Genomic DNA, 16,975 nt, shown 5'->3' on the forward strand with positions numbered 1-16,975 from the left:
CGTTGGCGAAGAAGCGTCACGCATACGATCTGGTGCTGGCACAGGCGAGGATACGTCTGGTTCGCGTATTTGCCGGTGACGAAAGGAACTTACAGTCAACGGCACAGCATCAGCTCTACTTTATGAAATCCTTATGCCGCCCTAGCCAGCCTGGTGGCATTCCTTAAATCCAAGACAGGCATGACAAGTCCGCTTTCAGGAGCGAGATCACAACCCCTAATTGAAGGGCTGCCCACCGCAGTGGCAGCTTGACTACCGAAAGCGGACTGACTAAAGGTTATAGAACTGGTTTTTTAGTTTTATATGTCTGGTGATAGCGCGCGTGGAACTTCTATGGTCTCCAAGATCACCCTTTGTCCGCAAGGTTACGATCCTTCTGCATGAAACAGGGCTGGTGGATCGAGTGCGAAATGTTCGCGCCGTAGCCTCCATGTCAAAGGTCAATCCTGAAATTGTGCGGCACAATCCCCTCGGGAAGATCCCGGTTCTCCTGACCGACGACCTGGGGCCGATCTTTGATTCAACTGTCATTTGCGCGTATCTGGACCGGCTGCATGATGGTCCACGCCTGCATCCTTCAGACGCGAGAGACTGGATCACCGCCCTGCGTCGTCAAGCGCTGGGCGACGGGGTGCTTGACGTTCTGCTTCTGATGCGAAACGAGGTGGCGCGGCCAGATGGCGCTCCATCGCCGACCTATCTGGCGGGCTTTGAGCAAAAGGTGGCCGCCTCCCTTGCCGTGCTTGAGGCGGAAGCGCCGGCCTTGGGCGATAGCGCTTTCAGTATCGGGCACATCGCCATCGGCTGTGCTCTGAGTTATCTCGATTTTCGTTTCAGTGATCGTGATTGGCGCCGCGGCCACCCGGCACTTGCCTCGTGGCATGCCGAGTTCGAGTTCCGCCCCTCCGTGATTGCGACAACTCCCGGCGACGAGAGTGTGGCATGAGTCAATCTCCGCTCTCCCATATCCGGGTTCTCGACCTCAGCCGCATCATGGCCGGCCCCTGGGCCAGCCAGATATTTGCCGATCTGGGTGCCGACGTCATCAAGGTCGAGCGGCAGGGCCGCGGCGACGACACCCGCAGCTGGGGCCCCCCGTTCCTCAAGGACCAGCAAGGCAATGACACAACCGAGGCCGGATATTTCCTCGCCGTCAACCGTGGCAAGCGCTCTATCACCCTCGACATCGCAACGGCCGAGGGGCAGCGCATCGTGCGCGAACTCGTCCAGCACAGCGATATCGTCATAGAGAATTTCAAGGTTGATACCCTGGACCGCTACGGTCTGGGCTATGAGGACCTGAAGGCGATCAAGTCCGATATCATCTATTGCTCAGTGACCGGGTTCGGCCAGACCGGGCCACGCCGCGACCAGCCAGCATATGACTTCATGATCCAGGCCATGGGCGGACTGATGAGCGTCACGGGTGAACCGGACGGCGCGCCTGGAGGCGGGCCGGAAAAAGTTGGCGTGCCTATCGTTGACATCATGACGGGCATGTATGCCGCTATCGCCACGCTGGGTGCGCTTGCCCATCGCAGCGTTACCGGAGCGGGTGACCATGTCGATATCGCCATGCTGGACGTGCAGGTGGGCTTTCTCGCCAATCAGGCGATGAACTATCTCGTTTCGGGCAAGCCGCCCCAGCGGGCAGGCAATGCACACCCCAATATCCAGCCGCAGGACGTGTTCCCCTGTCGCGATGGCCACCTGGTGCTGGTTGTTGGCAATGACGGACAGTTCGCCAAATTCTGCGAGGTCATCGGACAGCCCGAACTTGCGAGCGATGCGCGCTTTGCCGCCAATGCCGATCGCGTGCGCCACCGCATCATTCTGGGCGACATCATCCGCGCGGCGTTTTCCGAATCCGACATGGCCGAATGGCTGGCGCGCCTTGATGCAGCCGGCGTGCCATGCGGGCCGATCAATACGATACCCGCCGTGCTCGAAGACGCCCAGGTGCAGCATCGGGGCATGAAGATGCATATGGATCATCCGCTGGCCGGAGAGATCGATCTCATCGCCAGCCCGATGCGGTTCCGCAATGCGCAATTGCGTCGTGACAGGCCCCCGCCCCTGCTGGGCGAGCATACCGAAGAAATCCTTGCCGAATTTTCGATCCAAGCGCCAACCGTTGCCGGTGGCTCCCCTCACTCTTGACCGGAGCAGCGCCTATGCCGCGTATTCCAATCCTCTCGCCTGAGCAGATGAATTCAGAGCAGCGACGCATTCACGATGCTGTCGTGTCGGGCCCGCGGGGAATGCTGGTCGGCCCCTTGCGCGCCGCCATCCACCGGCCCGAACTGGCCGACAAGTGGCAGCAGTTCGGCGAATTGCTGCGCTACCGCACCAGCCTGCCGAGCCGGCTGAGCGAGCTGGCGATTTTGGTGACGGCACGCCACTGGGATTGCCAGGTGGAATGGCATCTGCACGAGCGCGACGCGATAAAGGCCGGGCTCGAGGCGCCCATCATGGCGGCGGTACAGCTGGGCGAGCGACCGGCGGAGATGGATGCCGACACTGCAGCCGCCCACGATTTCGGGGCTGAACTGCTGCGCGACCGGTTCGTGTCCGAGCCCACATACCAATTGGTTCTCGCGCGTTGGGGCGTGGTGGGCGTTATCGAACTGACGGCCATCATCGGCTATTACTCCATGGTCGCCATGACGCTGAACGCGCATGAACTGCCCCTGCCGGACGGCGTTGCGCCACCGCTCGAGGCAAGGGCGTGATGGAGCGGCTTGCCGTGCCACCGAGCCGGGCGCCGAAACGGGCGCTGCCTGCCAGCGCCTGCGACTGCCACACGCATGTGTTTGGTTCGGCAGAGGACTATCCTGTCGCCGCAACATCGGGATATCCCTTGCCCGATGCCGATGCGGGCAAACACCGGCAGATGCTGGCGGAAACAGGACTGTCGCGCGCTGTTCTGGTGCAGCCGGCGCCTTATGGGGACAATTGCCGCGCCATGACGGATGCCATTACCGAGGCGCCAGACATGCTGCGCGGGATCGGTACGGCATTTGCGGGGGCAAGCCGCGCTCAATTGTTGGATTTGCGGGAGGCTGGCGTGGTGGGCCTGCGTTTCGTCCACCTGCAATTGCCCGAGGGGCGGACGCGTTTTGCCGGTGCAGCAGGTCTCGACGATTTGTGGGCGCTCGCACCGGCGATGGCCGAAGTGGGGCTACACGCTCAGCTCTGGTGCGATGCCGCGACTTTTGCGGCGCACCGGCAGGAACTGGGGCGATTGGGCTTTCCCATAGTGCTCGAACACATGGCCCGTTTCGATATGGAAGAGGGCGTCAAGGGCGCGGCGTTCCAGACTGTTCTCGCCGCGCTTGCTGCCGATGAAATCTGGGTCAAGCTGGCACTCTGCCGCGCGTCACAGCAGTTTCCAGACTATCCCGATGCGCGACCCTTCCATGATGCATTGCTGGGGGCCAATCCAGCCATGCTGTTGTGGGCATCGGACTGGCCGCATGTGCGGCTGGTTGAGACGCGCCCCGATGTCGGGCATCTGCTCGATCTTTTTGCCCAATGGGCGAACGAGGACGACGCGCTCATTCGCCAGATTCTCGTCGACAATCCTGGGGCGCTTTACGGCTTTGAGCCCGCGCGCCTGAGTTAAGGAGCCCATTCATGACCGACATCAAGCTCGACATCGCCGATGGCGTCGCGGTGGTGACCATTGACCGGCCACCAGTCAACGCGCTGACCATGGCGCTCTATGGCCAGATCGCGGACCTGTTCGACAGCTTTGCCAATAGCAGCGACGTCCATTGCGTCGTGCTTGCCGCAGCGGGCAGCAAGGCCTTCTGCGCAGGGCTGGATCTGCACGAGTTCCTTGCGGCGTCGGCAGATGACGACGACGAGCGGGCGACGATTGTGCGCCGCTGCTTTGCGGCAGTCCGCCATTGCGCAGTTCCGGTGGTGGCTGTGGTCAACGGACCGGCCCTTGGGGCCGGATGCGTTCTGGCCTCGGTGGCCGATATTTGTCTGGCCAGTCCCAATGCGCGGTTCAGCCTGCCCGAGATCAATGTCGGGCGTTGTGGCGGGACGGCCCATCTCGGCCGTCACCTGCCGCAGGGTGTATTGCGGCACATGGTGTTCACAGGACTGCCGCTGGGCGTGGAAGATGCCTATCGCTTTGGCTTGGTGCAGGAGATCGTTGCTGCCGAGAGCTTGCATGAACGTGCCATGGAACTGGCGAAATTGATTGCCGGCAAGGCTCCGCTGGGCCTGCGCCTCGGCAAGCAGTCCATGAATGGTGCCGAGTTCCTGCCGGTCGAGGAGGGCTATGCGCTGGAGCAGACGTTCAGCACACGCCTGATGCACACTGCTGATGCGCGCGAGGCCACACGGGCCGTTGTCGAAAAGCGCGCGCCGGTGTGGAGCGGCCAGTGATGGGCGGGCCAGTGCACCTGCGCATGGACGGCGACGTCGCGGTCATCGTCATCGACAATCCACCGGTCAATGCCGGTTCCCTGTCCGTGCGGCAGGGCCTGCTCGCCAGGCTCGATGAAGTGGCGCACGGCAAGGCGCGTGCAACGGTCATCATCGGCGCGGGCAAGACGTTCGTGGCCGGCTCAGACATTCGCGAATTCGGCGCACCGCTGGAGGACCCGCAACTTCCCGCCGTTATCGCCGCCATTGAGGCTCTGCCGATACCTGTAGTTGCGGCCATTCATGGTGCCGCCCTGGGTGGGGGCTTTGAGCTGGCACTGGGCTGCGATGCAAGGGTCGCGACGCGTGGCGCGGTGGTGGGCCTGCCCGAGGTCAAGCTGGGCATGGTGCCGGGTGCCGGCGGTACCCAGCGGCTGGTGCGGCTGGTCGATATTGCGCGCGCTATTGAGCTCGTTTGTAGCGGAAGGCGGGTTCCGGGACCCGAGGCGCTTGAACTGGGGCTGGTCGACGCAATCGCCGAGGGTGATCTGCTCACCGCCGCTATCGCTCACGCCAAAACGCTCGGCGGTTTCAAGCGTCGTCTCAGCGAGACTCCTGTGAAGGCGGCCAGCGCGACCACGATCGATGCGGCGGCCGACAAGGCCATCCGCCGGGGCCGCCGGCGTCCCAACGTTCTTGCTGCCATTGACCTGCTGCGGAGCGCCGACACGGCGCCATTCCAAACCATGCTCGATCGCGAGCGGGCGGTGTTCCAGGAGTTGCGTGGAGGCGAAGACGCCGCAGCATTGCGCCACCTGTTCTTTGCCGAGCGCCAGGCGGGGCGGGTCGATGGACTGGGCGACGTCGTGCCTGGACCTGTCCGGCGGGTCAATGTGGTCGGCGCTGGCACAATGGGTGCTGGCATTGCGGTGTGCCTGCTCAATTCCGGGCTCGCCGTGCGTCTTGTCGAGCAGGACGACCCGGCGCTGGCCCGGGGAATAGAGCGGGTCGAGCAGACGCTTGCGGCCGATGTGGCGAGCGGACGCCTTGATCCCAAGGAAAGCGCCAGTCGGCGCGCAGCGCTTGGGGGCAGTGTTGAGCTGACCGACCTGGGCGATTGCGATGTTATCATCGAAGCCGCCTTTGAGGACCTTGCCGTCAAGCAGAACCTGTTTGCGCGGCTGGATGCCGTGGCGCGCCCCGACGCAATCCTTGCCACAAATACGTCCTATCTCGATATTGCGGCTATTGCCCGGGCGACAGGTCGCCCTGCCTCCGTGCTCGGGCTCCATTTTTTCAGCCCTGCCAATGTGATGAAACTGCTTGAGGTCGTCCGCACGCCGCTCACCTCGGACGAGGCGCTGGTTACCGGACTCAAGCTTGCCCGGCAGATGGGCAAGATTGCGATTGTCTCGGGCCTCGGCGAAGGTTTTATCGGCAACCGCATCTTTTCGGCCTACCGGCAGCAATGCGAGTTCATGGTCGATGAGGGAGCTGCACCCCAAGAGGTGGATGCGGCTCTGGTGGAGTTCGGCTTTGCCATGGGCCCCTTCGCCGTAGCCGATCTATCGGGACTTGATATTGCGTGGCGGACGCGTCAGCGGCTGTCTGCGACGCGCGACCCACGCCAGCGATATGTCACCATTGCCGACCGGTTATGCGAGGCGGGCCGGCTGGGCCGCAAGGTTGGGGCGGGCTGGTATCGCTATGACGAGCAGGGACGACGCATTGTCGATCCGGCAGTGGCAGCCATTATCAGCGCCAGTGCCAGCGTGCGGCCGCCCCGGGCCTTTGACGCGGCAGAAATCCAGAGACGCGCTTTGGCGGCGATGGTCAACGAGGCGCAGCTCGTGGTGCAAGACGGGGTCGCACAGCGGCCGGCGGACGTCGATGTTGCCCTGGTGCATGGCTATGGATTTCCGGCTTGGGAAGGCGGGCCATTGTTCTGGCATTCAAGGCAGGATCCGGACGTGTACGCCAAAGCACTGGGCCAGGTGGAAGCTGCGACGGGCCACGGCTTTCGCCGCGCCGACTAGCGCAATTTGACGTCGAAACGAACCACGTCGCCCCGGTAGACGCCCTCTGCGACCAGTACGGTCGTGCCGGTCTGGTCGACTGCGCGGCGATAGACAAGGGCGACAGGCGCATTGATGGCAATGTCGAGCGCCTTCGCCATATCCATGTCGGCGCTGCGGATGGTGAGCGTCTGCTGAGCATCGACAATCTCGACCCCGGGCACGTCCGTGACCAACCGCAGGGCTGTCTTGGTTTCGAGGTCATTGCGCGTGATGCGATCGGACAGGCGCTCATCGATATAGAGCTCGGTGAGCAGGAACGGCGATCCTTCGCGCCAGTGCCGCCGGTTGAGATGGCGATAGAGGGGCGCGGTCTTGCCGATCATATAGGGAAGGCCGGGAAGCTGGCGGTCCCGCTGGTCGCTGAGGATCTCGATCCGGGCGTCGTGGCTTGGCCGCAAGAGGCCGGACCAGTCAGTCGCCACGGCGCACCAGAGTTCTTCCTGCGGACGGCTGCGCACGAAGGTGCCCTTGGCCCTGAAGCGCTCGATCAGGTTTTCATTTTCGAGCTGGTCGAGAGCCTGGCGGATGGTGGCCCGCGCCACGCCGCATTCCACGGCCAGTTCATCAACGGTCGGGATTTGGCTTCCAACAGCCCACTGGCCGGACTCGATGCGGCGCTTGAACAGGGTCGCCAACTGGATGTAGCGCGCAACGGCGCTCTTACCGAAATCGACTGTGCCAGAGGTCGGCTTGATATGCACTGAACTGCTCATGGTTGCGTCTGGACCCCCTCAATCTAGGTGATCAGCAGATGGGTTACAACCAATAGACTGGTTTTAGAACTTTAAGGGTTGCAGCGTGGCCTGTAGGCAGCGCCGCAACCGCGCCCTATTTCCAGCCTCGTATCAGCCGAGGCTACTCTTCCTTGAACGCTTGCTCGCGACCCTTGCGGATCGCCGGCAGGGTTACTGCGGCGATGGTGACAATCGCGATCACCAGCAGACCGGCGGAGATCGGGCGCTCGATGAAAATGGCCGGCTCCCCGCGCGACACCAGCATGGCCCGCCGGATATTCTCTTCCAGCATGGGGCCCACAACAAAGCCGAGCAGCAGCGGCGCCGGTTCGCAGTCCAGCTTGACCAGCACGTAGCCGATGGCCGCGAAGACCGCCATCAAGATTACATCGAAGGCGGCGTTGTTGACGCTAAACACTCCGATCGAGCAGAAGACGACAATGACAGGGAACAGGAAGTGATATGGCACGCTGAGCAACTTCACCCATATGCCAACCAGAGGCAGGTTCAGCACGACCAGCATCAGGTTGCCCAACCACATAGAGACGATCAGCCCCCAAAACAACACGGGCTGCTCGGTCACCACATTTGGACCGGGCGTGATGCCCTGGATGATCAGTGCACCAATCATCAGCGCCATGACGGGATTGGATGGGATACCCAGGGTCAGCATGGGAATGAACGACGTCTGTGCGCCGGCATTGTTGGCGCTTTCCGGCCCCGCAACGCCAGCCAGCGCGCCCTTGCCGAAGGTCTCGGGGTGCCGCGACAGCTTCTTTTCGAGGGCATAGGCGGCAAAGGACGACAGCATCGCTCCGCCCCCCGGCAAAATGCCGAGCAGCGACCCGAGCGCGGTGCCCCGCAGGATTGGCGCGAACATCTCGCGGAAGTCCGCCCGGCTGGGAAAGAGGTTCTTGAGCTTGGTGGACAGCACCGAACGTGTGCTTTCATCCTCCAGATTGCGGATCACTTCGGCGATGCCGAACATTCCCATCACAATGGCAATGAACTCGACGCCGTCGATCAGTTCGACCATGCCCAGGGTAAACCGCTGGGCGCCGGTGTAGATATCCTGACCGCCCAAGCCCAGCAGCAGACCGATGATCATCATCGCGAAGGCCTTGAGCAGCGATCCGGACGCCAGAGCAATCGAGGCGATCAGCCCCAGCACCATGAGGGACGTATATTCGGCCGGGCCGAATGTCAGCGCGACGGCGGCCAGCGGGGGCGCGAACAATGCGAGTAGTATCGTTGCTACGGTCCCGGCGAAAAAGGAGCCGATGGCCGCGGTGGCCAAGGCCACACCAGCGCGGCCGTTCCGCGCCATCTGGTAGCCATCGACGGCAGTGACCACAGAGGAGCTTTCGCCCGGCAAGTTGATCAGGATCGCGGTGGTCGAGCCGCCATACTGCGCACCGTAATAGATGCCGGACAGCATGATGAGCGAGCCGACCGGCGGCAGTCCGAAGGTGATGGGCAGCAGCATGGCAATGGTAGCCACGGTGCCGATACCGGGCAGCACGCCGATAAGGGTGCCGAGCAGGACACCGGAAAAGCAGTAGAACAGGTTGTCGAGGGAAAAGGCGGCGGAGAGCCCGATCGAAAGGTTGCTCAAAAGGTCCATGCTCATGGCTCAATATCCTCCCAGCCAAGGGCCGATCATGCTGAGTGGCAAGCCAAGTCCCCATATGAATGCTGCCCAGCAGAAAATGGCGACACCGGCGGCGAGAAGAACACTTGGGAGCGGCTGCGCGCGCGTACTGCCAAGGCAGGTCACCAGCACCACGACGAAAACAGTTGGTACGAGGCCGGCGCCGCGGACACAGAAGGCAAAGATCAGCAGCGCCGCGATGACCGCGACCAGCCCGCGCAGCGGGATTTTGGATACCGGGCCAACGCCCCGGATTACGCCGCGCACCAGTATTGCGATGCCGAAGGCGAGCAGCAGCAGGGACAATGCGGTCGGCAGATAGCCCGGTCCCATGGATCGGGCTGATCCCATCGAGAGGTTGAGCGACTGAGCGGTGAACCACACGCCTACGCCGGCAAATATGGCACCGGACAGCACGTCCTTATCCTGCAACTTGCTCCATGCGCTCATGAGACGTTCTTTCGCGATTCAAGCCGGCGGACAAAGGCATCGATGGCCTCAGCAACCTCAGCTGGTTGTTCAGGCAGGAGCGCGTGTCCCGCATTTTCGATGGTGATATTTGTCACCCTGGCGCCAAGTTCTGTTCGCAGTTCCATGGCCTCGGACGCAGGGGCAATCGCGTCCTCAGCGGCCTGGACGTCGAGGATTGGCACCACTCCACCGGCGTGCCACCAGTGCGAGCGGTCACTGCGGGCCGCGGCGGCCCGTTGTCCGGCGGCCATCGACGGGTGCCAGCCGGAGAGCCACGCACGAGCGTCGTTCCCCGGGGCGAAATAGGCGTGCTGCAAGTGCTGCAGTCGCTCGCTATCGCCGAGCGCGGGATTAAAACTGCCATCGATCGATGGCTTAATGTCGGTGGGTATCACCTGCCGAGCAGCGGCCAGCAGCACAACGGCCGCAACGCGCTCGGGGCTCAATACCGCTGCCATGCGGGCAACCCAATTGCCGAATGCATGCCCGATGACAACCAGGCCACTGCCATCCTGCGGCGCGGCGTCAAGCAGGTGTTGTCCAAGGGTTTCGAGAGTTGCGTCTGCCAGGTTGTCGCTCACGTCCATGCCAAAGGGCTCGGGCGTGAGGACGGTATGGCCGAGCATTCGCAGTTTCGCGGCGAGGACCGAGAAGTCTTCGGCGCCCCGGCCAAGCGAGGGTGCGAGAAGCAGGGATAGACCCTGCTTCGTCGCTGTCGTGACGTTGGACACAGTGCTATTCTTCCGCAATGCCAGCAGATTTGATAACGTCGCCAAAGTACGCGAAATCAACCGCGAGACTATCTGCGAATGCGCGTGGGTCCAGGAAGTCGGGATCCACGCCAACAGAACTTAGCCGCTCAATGAAAGCCGGATCGCCATAAAGACCGCTGATTTCAATGCTCAGCATCTCGATGATGTCGGCTGGCGTGTCCTTGGGAGCAAAGAGACCGGTCCAACCGGCACTGCGCAGCTCGGTGAAACCTTCCTCGACCATGGTGGGGACATCCGGCAGTCCGGGAATGCGCGCATTGCCGAAGACGGCGAGGCCGCGCAGGGCGCCGCTTTCCGCCTGCGAAATCACCACGGTGTCGATCATCATCTGCACAGTGCCCGAAAGCAGTCCGTTCAGCGCTGGGCCGGCCCCACCATAGGGGATGTGCTGGACATCAACGCCTGCTGCCGACTTGAAGATTTCCGTCAGGATCTGCGGGGTCGATCCGTTGCCTGACGAGGAGTAGTTCAGCATGCCAGGATTGGCCTTGGCGTAGGCGATGAACTCCTTCATGTTTTGAGCCGGCACCGAGGGATGTACGGCCAGCAAGCGGGTCGAGTCCGCGATCTTTGCAACCGGCACCAGATCGGCATTGGGATCGAAGTCGAGTTCGCGCAGGTGCGGCACGACGGAGAATATGCTGTTTGCACCGAGGAGCAACGTATAGCCATCGGCCTCTGCGCGAGCCACCTGCCCCGCACCGATGGTGCCCGATGCACCGCCCTGATTGTCGACGACGATGGTCGCACCGGTCGTTTTGGTGAGAGCCTCGCTCAGCACTCGGGCGACCGCGTCAGCGGTGCCGCCAGCAGGATAAGCCACGACCAGCCGGATGGGCTTGTCCGGGTATTCCTGTGCCTGGATCACACTCGATGTCATCAGCGCCGATAGCGCCAAAAAGCTTCCGACAGTGACAAGTTTCCTTAAAGTCATGCTGTTCCTCCCAGCTAAAACATAATAAGCTACTTTTATGACCTATATGCGGTTCCGTGATAGGCGTCTAGCCGCTTCTGGGAGAAAATTCGGGGTATCGGTTGGGTAGCCGTGGCCCACGCCTCGACGACGTACCGCCGATGCACAAGCTGCCGAGACCGCGCTCGACGCGCTCTACAACGCAGCCGGCGTTTCGCGGGCGAACATGTTCGACGAGAATAGCGATTGGATCGGCGGGCAAGCGCAAGGTCGCGGGTGCCAAGAGCCCGTCGGGCGAAGGGCGACATGAGGCGAGAGGCGAGAGCGCCGTTGGCACGCGCCGGTAGTAAACCCAGCTATGCCCATCGACGTTTCAGATAGTGGTCGAGGTCATTCAGCTTGCCCAACTGTCCCCAGGGCGGGCAGGAAAACCGCCAGAAAACGCAGCGTTTTCAAGCTGGTAGCTAGAATGATGTCAGAGAAAATGGAGCGGGTAGCGGGAATCGAACCCGCATATTCAGCTTGGAAGGCTGCTGCTCTACCACTGAGCTATACCCGCCCGGTCGGTGACCGATGACAAGCCATTAGCTTGAGAGCGCGTCGCCCGCAACCCCTCCGATGCGCAGCAACGGGCGGTTGGCTACTGCTTGAGCAACAGGTCGCGCGCTTCATTGATCTTGGAAGCCAGATAGCTCGAGCCGCCGAGGTCGGGATGAACGCCCTTCATCAGTTCTCGATGGGCTGCACGAATCTCGTCTGTGGTGGCGCCGGGCTGCAGGCCGAGCACCTCATAGGCTTCCGCCAGCGCGTCGGCGGGGGCTTTCGGTCCCGCTGCCTCGTCAGACGCCGTTTCAGCGAAATACTCGCGCCAGCCGCTCCGATTGGCATCCAGCCAACTCTCCAGCAGGCTGAGACTGTCGGGGTCCCAATCCACCTCGGCCAGCAGTGCCCGCGTATCTGCTTCGCCCAGATCGATCAGATCGGCGCCCTTGAACTGGCCGTCCAGCACCCGGCCCTGCACCGCGCCGGTGTCGTGGTCCAGCGCCATGGCGAAGTAACGGCTTTTGACTTTGGAGGCATTGCCCCCGTCCAGGGTCGCGTCCTCGAAGGAGAACGGTCCCAGCCGCCCGCTACGGATCACCGAAAAAGCCACCGCGCCGACAAATATGGCAATATCGAAGCGCCGCGCCAGCAACAGCAGCACGGCAATCAGCCCGGCAACACCACCGACCGCCCAGCGCAGGCCGAGCATCAACTGGCGGCGCTCAAACCTGCGCAGATATTGATAGGCCGCCAGTGCCCCCAGCAGTCCCGCCGCGCCGATAAAAAAATAGGTCAATGGGGCAACTGCGCCAGAAGCGCCTGCGCCTGGCCGCTGCCCTGCAGCTTCAGCAGGTCTTTGCCGCCGCTGGCATAGGCCGCCACGGCCTTGAGCAGTGCTGCCAGCTCCTGCGGCGCCGACGCGTCGAACCGGGCATAGGCGCCCTTGGTCAGCCGCGCGAATTCACGGAACCCCGCCTCGACCCTGGTGTCTCGCCCCTCCTGGAACACGAACATCGGACACCCCAGCAGACCGAGCTGTCCGGCCTTGGCGGCCAAATCATCGATATTTTCCTCGATGGCGTCGCCGACATAGACCACTGCATTGATCCTGCGCTTGGCGTGTTCGGTGCGCGCGTGGGCAAACACCTTGGAAATCTGGGTATTGCCGCCCTGGCAGGCAATGCCGGTCATCAGCTTGGCCAGCGCATTGGCGTCGACCACCCATTTCGATGCCCGACATTCGCCAAAGCCCCGGAAATACAGTAATTGCACCTGCAACCCGCTATCCTTGGGAATGGCCCGGAACATCTCGGCCTGCAGCGAAACCGCCAGATCCCAGGTCGGCTGACGGCTCATCGTGGCGTCCAGCGCGAACAGCAGCCGGCCATCCTGGGCCCCCATGGGGCGCGCCATCGCGCCGACCTTCCTGGTGAAGGCGGCGACGTCGGCGCTGACCGTGCCCTGCCCGGGCACGCCCGACTTGTTTCGCACTGTAGCGTCTTTTTCTACCATGGCCTCAATATGTGGCCCCGGCCGCCTGCCCGCAAGCCCGGTGACGCCGCGCACGCAGAGGTGACCGAGCTTGCTGACCTATCCAGGGGTCGATGCAAAGGTTCGCGCGCCTCGCCCTCATCGGGCGTAGTCCCCACCAGACGCGCCGCCAACCGGTTTTTTGCGACCTTTGTGGATCGGGAGTTGACACTGTGTCATCAGACCACCATAAACCGCCCCGACGACACGCCTTGGCGTAGCGTCATCCTACCCAAGCGACGTTGTAGTGGAGGGGTGGGAGAGTGGTTAAATCCATCAGACTGTAAATCTGACCGCTTAGCGTACACTGGTTCGAATCCAGTCCCCTCCACCAACCGCCCCGCACCATCCATGCACAAAGCCTGCAAGTTGCCGTCAGCGGTCAGCACGCCGCTTGCTGGCATGCTGCAAAAGCGCTAGGCAAATGCCATGAGCTTCAATAAATTTCCGCCCAAGGCGCGCTACAATCCCGATGAGGGCCCGGTCTATCTTTACGGCATGCACACCGTGCGCGCCGCATTGGACAATCCCAACCGCATCAAGAAGGTGCTGCTGGCCACCCCCAACGCGCTGAACCGACTGAAAGAATCAGGCGAAATCGGCAAGGTTCCGGTCAAGGAAACCACGCCCAAAGAACTCGACAGGCTGCTTGGCGAGGATGCCGTGCATCAGGGCGCTGCGCTGGAGGTTGATCCCGTCAGCCGTTTCGGGCTCGACGACATCCACCCGCTGCAGTTGGTGGTTGTGCTCGATCACATCACCGACCCGCATAATGTCGGCGCGATTCTGCGCACCGCCTGCGCCTTCGGCGCCGACGCCGTCATCACCACCGCCCGGCACTCGCCACGCGAAACCGGCGTGATGGCCAAATCGGCCTCCGGGGCACTGGATCTGGTGCCGATGATCGAGGTGCGCAATCTTGGCGACGCGCTCGAAAAACTCAAAGGCCGCGGCATGTTGGTGCTCGGCTTTGATTCTGAGTCAGAACTTCAACTCAAGCCACGCACCGATAACCGGCCGATGGCCATCGTGATGGGTGCCGAGGGCAAGGGCCTGCGCCAGCGCACCCGCGAGCTGTGCGACGAAGTGGTCAAGCTGGATATGCCCGGCCCCATCAAATCGCTGAACGTTTCCAATGCCGCCGCCATCGCGCTGTTTGCGGCCACTGCCGGACGCGCCTGATGACGTCATTTGCTCCCTTTGCCATAGCGTTGCGGCTGTCAGGCGTCACCCTGCGGCCACCCGCACAGGAGGGCACGCTGAGCGCCCTGTCGGACGCCGACAAGCAGCAGCTTGAGCTCGATGGCGCCCTCAAGCAATTGACCAGCCGCTTTGAGCCCGAGGACGCCGAGGGCAGCTTTTATGCCCAGGTGGACGTGCCGGTGACCAATCCGGTGCGGGCCCTGCTGGAGCTGGCCGAACAGTCCGGCCGGGCCATTGCCGCCATGCTGGACGATCGCCGCATCGGCAAGGCCGTGCTCGATCTGGCCTTCGACTATCCCGAGCATGGCGAGGCAATGTCGACCCGCCTGCCAGCCCATGTCGTGGCCGCCATTGCCGGCTGTGGCATTGATATCGAAGTGTCGGTCTACCTGACCGATGTCGAGGATGACGAAGAAGCCTAGAATACGCGGCTGTTGCGAGCGATACGGATTTTCCAAGGTCAAGCCCAAGGGCCAACCGCTGCTATGACTGGCAGTATCTGTTAGATCTGGTCGCCAGCACCGGCTGTCGCGTCCACATCCCTGCCCAGCGTGACCGCAAGGACCAGCGTTCGGTCGACCCCGAACTCTACCGCCGGCGCAACCTGATCGAGCGCTTCTCAACCAACTCAAACACTTCAGGCGCATCGCATCCCGCTACGACAAGCTCGCACGGAACCTGATCGCAGCCGTCGTGCTCGCCCTCAGTCCGCATCGAAATGCGCGCTCATGAGTCCGCCATCTAGGCCGGAAGCATGAAGCCGTCGAAGAAGCTTGCGAGCTCCCCATGCGCCTCGAATGGCAGAATCTGCGCGACATGTTGATCAGGTCTGACAATCAGCAGGCAACCCTTCTGCCGGTCGATGCCGCGAAGCTCAAAAATATCCCGGCCGTTTTTCAGATCAGGACAGAACATCTTCTCATAGTCGACCAGGCCCAGCTTGCCTCTGCGCGGCAACAAGAAGGCCGGCAGGGTTTGGAGTGACAAGGTGCGATGCGCCTGCTGGAATATGGCGCGCGTATCGATCACTGAGTCGATATCGGCATCCGCGCCCGTGTATCTTCGTACCGGGGAGTTGGGCGCGTTGGCGAGAAAGTCGCACAATTTATTGATTGCCGACCCCTGCACGGATGGATCCTCGTCGGGGCAAAAGGCAAAGATGCGCCAGCGGGCGTCGGCTTGCACCGTGTGGCCAAGCTCCATGGTCCTGGCGTCAGCGAGGCGCACCACCGGCGCAGAGTGGAACCGCGATCCGATCTCAAACCCCGTCGCAAGGTGCTGCCAGAGCGGTTGCCCGGTGAAGACCGAAGGCTCGTATTTGACCGACAGGCCAGCGGTGTAACGCCCATGCTCAATGAAATAGCTTTGGAATTTTGGCGTTTCTTCCAGCGATGATCCCGCCTCGGGCGGTGCACTGATGATCCTGGACCATTCGTGGTCAAAATCAATCAGGTCCTTGGCGACCCTGTGTCGTTCCGCCGCGTAGCTGTGCAAAATGTCGGGCCGCGAGCGCCCCTCCAGAACAGCAATGAGTTTCCAGCCCAGATTGAACGTATCGCCCATCGACACGTTCATGCCCTGGCCTGCCTTGGCGCTATGGGTATGGCACGCATCTCCGGCTATGAAGACCCGGGGCGCTTGGGTGTCGATATTGTCGGCAGGAACATCATCGAACTTGTCCGCCAAGCTGTGTCCAACTTCATAAATCGACCACCAGGCGACTTCCTTGACGTCGATGCTGAAGGGGCTGAGCACGCGGTTGGTCGCATCAATCAGCTTGTCGACGGTCACGGTATTCACCGACACGCGCTGGTTCTCGACGAGTTTGTCCATCTCGATATAGATACGAACCAGATTACCCCCTTCGCGCGGGATGATAATGATATTGCCCTCATCGGCGGATTTGATCAGAGACTTCAATCGATAGTCTGGGAAATCAGTCACGGCCAAAACGTCCATCACCCCCCAGGCCTGATTGGCGCGGTCACCACGCAATTCCTGCCCGATGGCGCCGCGCACCACACTTCGGGCACCATCACACCCGACAACATAGCGAGCGCGGACGGTCTCGGTCTGCCCCACATTTTCTGAATCAACACGCTCCAGCGTCACTGTGACCGGGTATGCCGCACCGTCCTCATCCACCGTCAGGCCGACGAGTTTTCGCGCATAATGCGGCTCGAGGCGCGACGGAGAGTTGCGCATGATTTCCAGATAACGGTCGTGTACCCGGGCCTGATTGAGAATGACGTGAGGCATTTCCGACAGCCCCTCCTCCACGTCCTGAATACGGCCGGTCCGGTGAATTGCCGTTGGATTGTCAGGGTTGGGGTTCCAGAATGTCGTTTCGTTGACCCAGTGGGCTTCGCGCATCACCTTCTCGCCGATCCCGAAGGCCTGAAACATCTCCATCGAGCGACACGAGATACCATCCGCCTGCCCCTTTACCATGGGGCCCGCCTTCTGCTCGACAATGGCCGTGGTGAGATGGGGAAACGCCGATAGCTGCGCGGCGAGTGTAAGGCCAGCGGGACCGCATCCCACGATCAGTACGTCAACTGTTTCGGGAAGGCCGGCACCAGGCTCCGCATGTCCCGGGGCTGCCTCGAAGACATCGGGATCACCCGGTTGAAAACCATTGAGGTGAAACTGCATCAGCCATTCCTTACATCAACAGGACATTTAATAAGTGAACTTAC

Annotated in this window: 16 protein-coding genes, 2 tRNA genes and 1 pseudogene; 10 read left to right on the top strand and 9 right to left on the bottom strand. The window is 62.1% G+C overall.

Translation table 11 applies throughout. From position 1 onward, the window contains the following. Positions 1 to 322: 322 nt before the first annotated feature. From ABFY71_RS07320 to ABFY71_RS07345, 6 genes are read left to right on the top strand one after another with little or no spacing between them, the layout of a single operon-like run. Positions 323 to 946, top strand: coding sequence for a glutathione S-transferase family protein (locus tag ABFY71_RS07320; protein ID WP_347945363.1), 624 nt, complete (start codon positions 323 to 325; stop codon positions 944 to 946). Further along, positions 943 to 2,160 (top strand): CaiB/BaiF CoA transferase family protein, encoded by a 1,218-nt coding sequence (locus tag ABFY71_RS07325; protein ID WP_347945365.1) that lies wholly within the window; start codon positions 943 to 945, stop codon positions 2,158 to 2,160. Before ABFY71_RS07320 ends, ABFY71_RS07325 begins: the two co-directional genes overlap by 4 nt. 14 nt (positions 2,161 to 2,174) lie before the next feature. Further along, positions 2,175 to 2,732 carry a carboxymuconolactone decarboxylase family protein gene (locus tag ABFY71_RS07330; protein WP_347945366.1) on the top strand — a complete coding sequence of 186 codons (558 nt, stop codon included), beginning with the start codon at positions 2,175 to 2,177 and terminating at the stop codon, positions 2,730 to 2,732. Then, entirely contained in the window at positions 2,732 to 3,625 is an 894-nt protein-coding gene (locus tag ABFY71_RS07335; RefSeq protein ID WP_347945625.1) for an amidohydrolase family protein, read from the top strand. The genes ABFY71_RS07330 and ABFY71_RS07335 overlap by 1 nt, the downstream gene beginning before the upstream one ends. Before the next feature lie 11 nt (positions 3,626 to 3,636). Continuing rightward, the gene (locus tag ABFY71_RS07340) at positions 3,637 to 4,401 is read left to right on the top strand and encodes an enoyl-CoA hydratase-related protein (RefSeq protein ID WP_347945367.1); all 765 of its coding nucleotides are present in this window, start codon (positions 3,637 to 3,639) and stop codon (positions 4,399 to 4,401) included. Next, the gene (locus ABFY71_RS07345; protein WP_347945627.1) at positions 4,401 to 6,416 is read left to right on the top strand and encodes a 3-hydroxyacyl-CoA dehydrogenase NAD-binding domain-containing protein; all 2,016 of its coding nucleotides are present in this window, start codon (positions 4,401 to 4,403) and stop codon (positions 6,414 to 6,416) included. The genes ABFY71_RS07340 and ABFY71_RS07345 overlap by 1 nt, the downstream gene beginning before the upstream one ends. Here the strand turns inward: ABFY71_RS07345 and ABFY71_RS07350 are convergent. The 8 genes from ABFY71_RS07350 to ABFY71_RS07385 form a co-directional block, all read right to left on the bottom strand. After that, positions 6,413 to 7,171, bottom strand: a complete 759-nt coding sequence (locus tag ABFY71_RS07350) for a GntR family transcriptional regulator (protein WP_347945368.1) — start codon at positions 7,169 to 7,171, stop codon at positions 6,413 to 6,415. The two genes, ABFY71_RS07345 and ABFY71_RS07350, sit on opposite strands and share 4 nt — an antisense overlap. A 142-nt stretch (positions 7,172 to 7,313) precedes the next feature. Next, positions 7,314 to 8,816 (bottom strand): tripartite tricarboxylate transporter permease, encoded by a 1,503-nt coding sequence (locus tag ABFY71_RS07355; RefSeq protein WP_347945629.1) that lies wholly within the window; start codon positions 8,814 to 8,816, stop codon positions 7,314 to 7,316. 9 nt (positions 8,817 to 8,825) lie between these two features. After that, positions 8,826 to 9,293, bottom strand: a complete 468-nt coding sequence (locus ABFY71_RS07360) for a tripartite tricarboxylate transporter TctB family protein (RefSeq protein WP_347945369.1) — start codon at positions 9,291 to 9,293, stop codon at positions 8,826 to 8,828. Then, on the bottom strand, positions 9,290 to 10,045 hold the full coding sequence (locus ABFY71_RS07365) for an alpha/beta fold hydrolase (RefSeq protein WP_347945370.1): 756 nt from the start codon (positions 10,043 to 10,045) through the stop codon (positions 9,290 to 9,292). Before ABFY71_RS07365 ends, ABFY71_RS07360 begins: the two co-directional genes overlap by 4 nt. A 4-nt stretch (positions 10,046 to 10,049) precedes the next feature. Beyond that, the gene (locus ABFY71_RS07370) at positions 10,050 to 10,985 is read right to left on the bottom strand and encodes a Bug family tripartite tricarboxylate transporter substrate binding protein (RefSeq protein WP_347945372.1); all 936 of its coding nucleotides are present in this window, start codon (positions 10,983 to 10,985) and stop codon (positions 10,050 to 10,052) included. Between the two features lie 500 nt (positions 10,986 to 11,485). Then, positions 11,486 to 11,559: transfer RNA gene (locus tag ABFY71_RS07375), tRNA-Gly, on the bottom strand. Positions 11,560 to 11,640: 81 nt separating this feature from the next. Then, positions 11,641 to 12,339 carry a DnaJ domain-containing protein gene (locus ABFY71_RS07380; protein ID WP_347945374.1) on the bottom strand — a complete coding sequence of 233 codons (699 nt, stop codon included), beginning with the start codon at positions 12,337 to 12,339 and terminating at the stop codon, positions 11,641 to 11,643. After that, complete coding sequence (locus ABFY71_RS07385) at positions 12,336 to 13,055, bottom strand: VWA domain-containing protein (protein ID WP_431021514.1); 720 nt, start codon at positions 13,053 to 13,055, stop codon at positions 12,336 to 12,338. The genes ABFY71_RS07380 and ABFY71_RS07385 overlap by 4 nt, the downstream gene beginning before the upstream one ends. A gap of 267 nt (positions 13,056 to 13,322) precedes the next feature. Between ABFY71_RS07385 and ABFY71_RS07390 the strand changes: the two genes are divergently transcribed. The 4 genes and pseudogenes from ABFY71_RS07390 to ABFY71_RS07405 form a co-directional block, all read left to right on the top strand. Then, positions 13,323 to 13,407: transfer RNA gene (locus ABFY71_RS07390), tRNA-Tyr, on the top strand. 95 nt (positions 13,408 to 13,502) lie between these two features. Next, a complete protein-coding gene (gene rlmB / locus ABFY71_RS07395) occupies positions 13,503 to 14,255 on the top strand; it encodes a 23S rRNA (guanosine(2251)-2'-O)-methyltransferase RlmB (protein WP_305576619.1) in 753 nt (250 codons plus the stop codon). Beyond that, positions 14,255 to 14,698 carry a hypothetical protein gene (locus ABFY71_RS07400; RefSeq protein ID WP_347945376.1) on the top strand — a complete coding sequence of 148 codons (444 nt, stop codon included), beginning with the start codon at positions 14,255 to 14,257 and terminating at the stop codon, positions 14,696 to 14,698. Before rlmB ends, ABFY71_RS07400 begins: the two co-directional genes overlap by 1 nt. 158 nt (positions 14,699 to 14,856) lie before the next feature. Next, positions 14,857 to 15,021: pseudogene (locus tag ABFY71_RS07405) on the top strand (IS5/IS1182 family transposase); the annotation flags it as partial. On the opposite strand, the gene ABFY71_RS07410 reads toward ABFY71_RS07405, so the two are convergent. Beyond that, a complete protein-coding gene (locus ABFY71_RS07410) occupies positions 15,018 to 16,931 on the bottom strand; it encodes an FAD-binding monooxygenase (protein WP_347945377.1) in 1,914 nt (637 codons plus the stop codon). The pseudogene ABFY71_RS07405 and the gene ABFY71_RS07410 overlap by 4 nt on opposite strands. Positions 16,932 to 16,975: the final 44 nt, after the last annotated feature.

Source organism: Devosia alba (genome assembly GCF_039938915.1).
Taxonomy (GTDB): domain Bacteria; phylum Pseudomonadota; class Alphaproteobacteria; order Rhizobiales; family Devosiaceae; genus Devosia; species Devosia alba.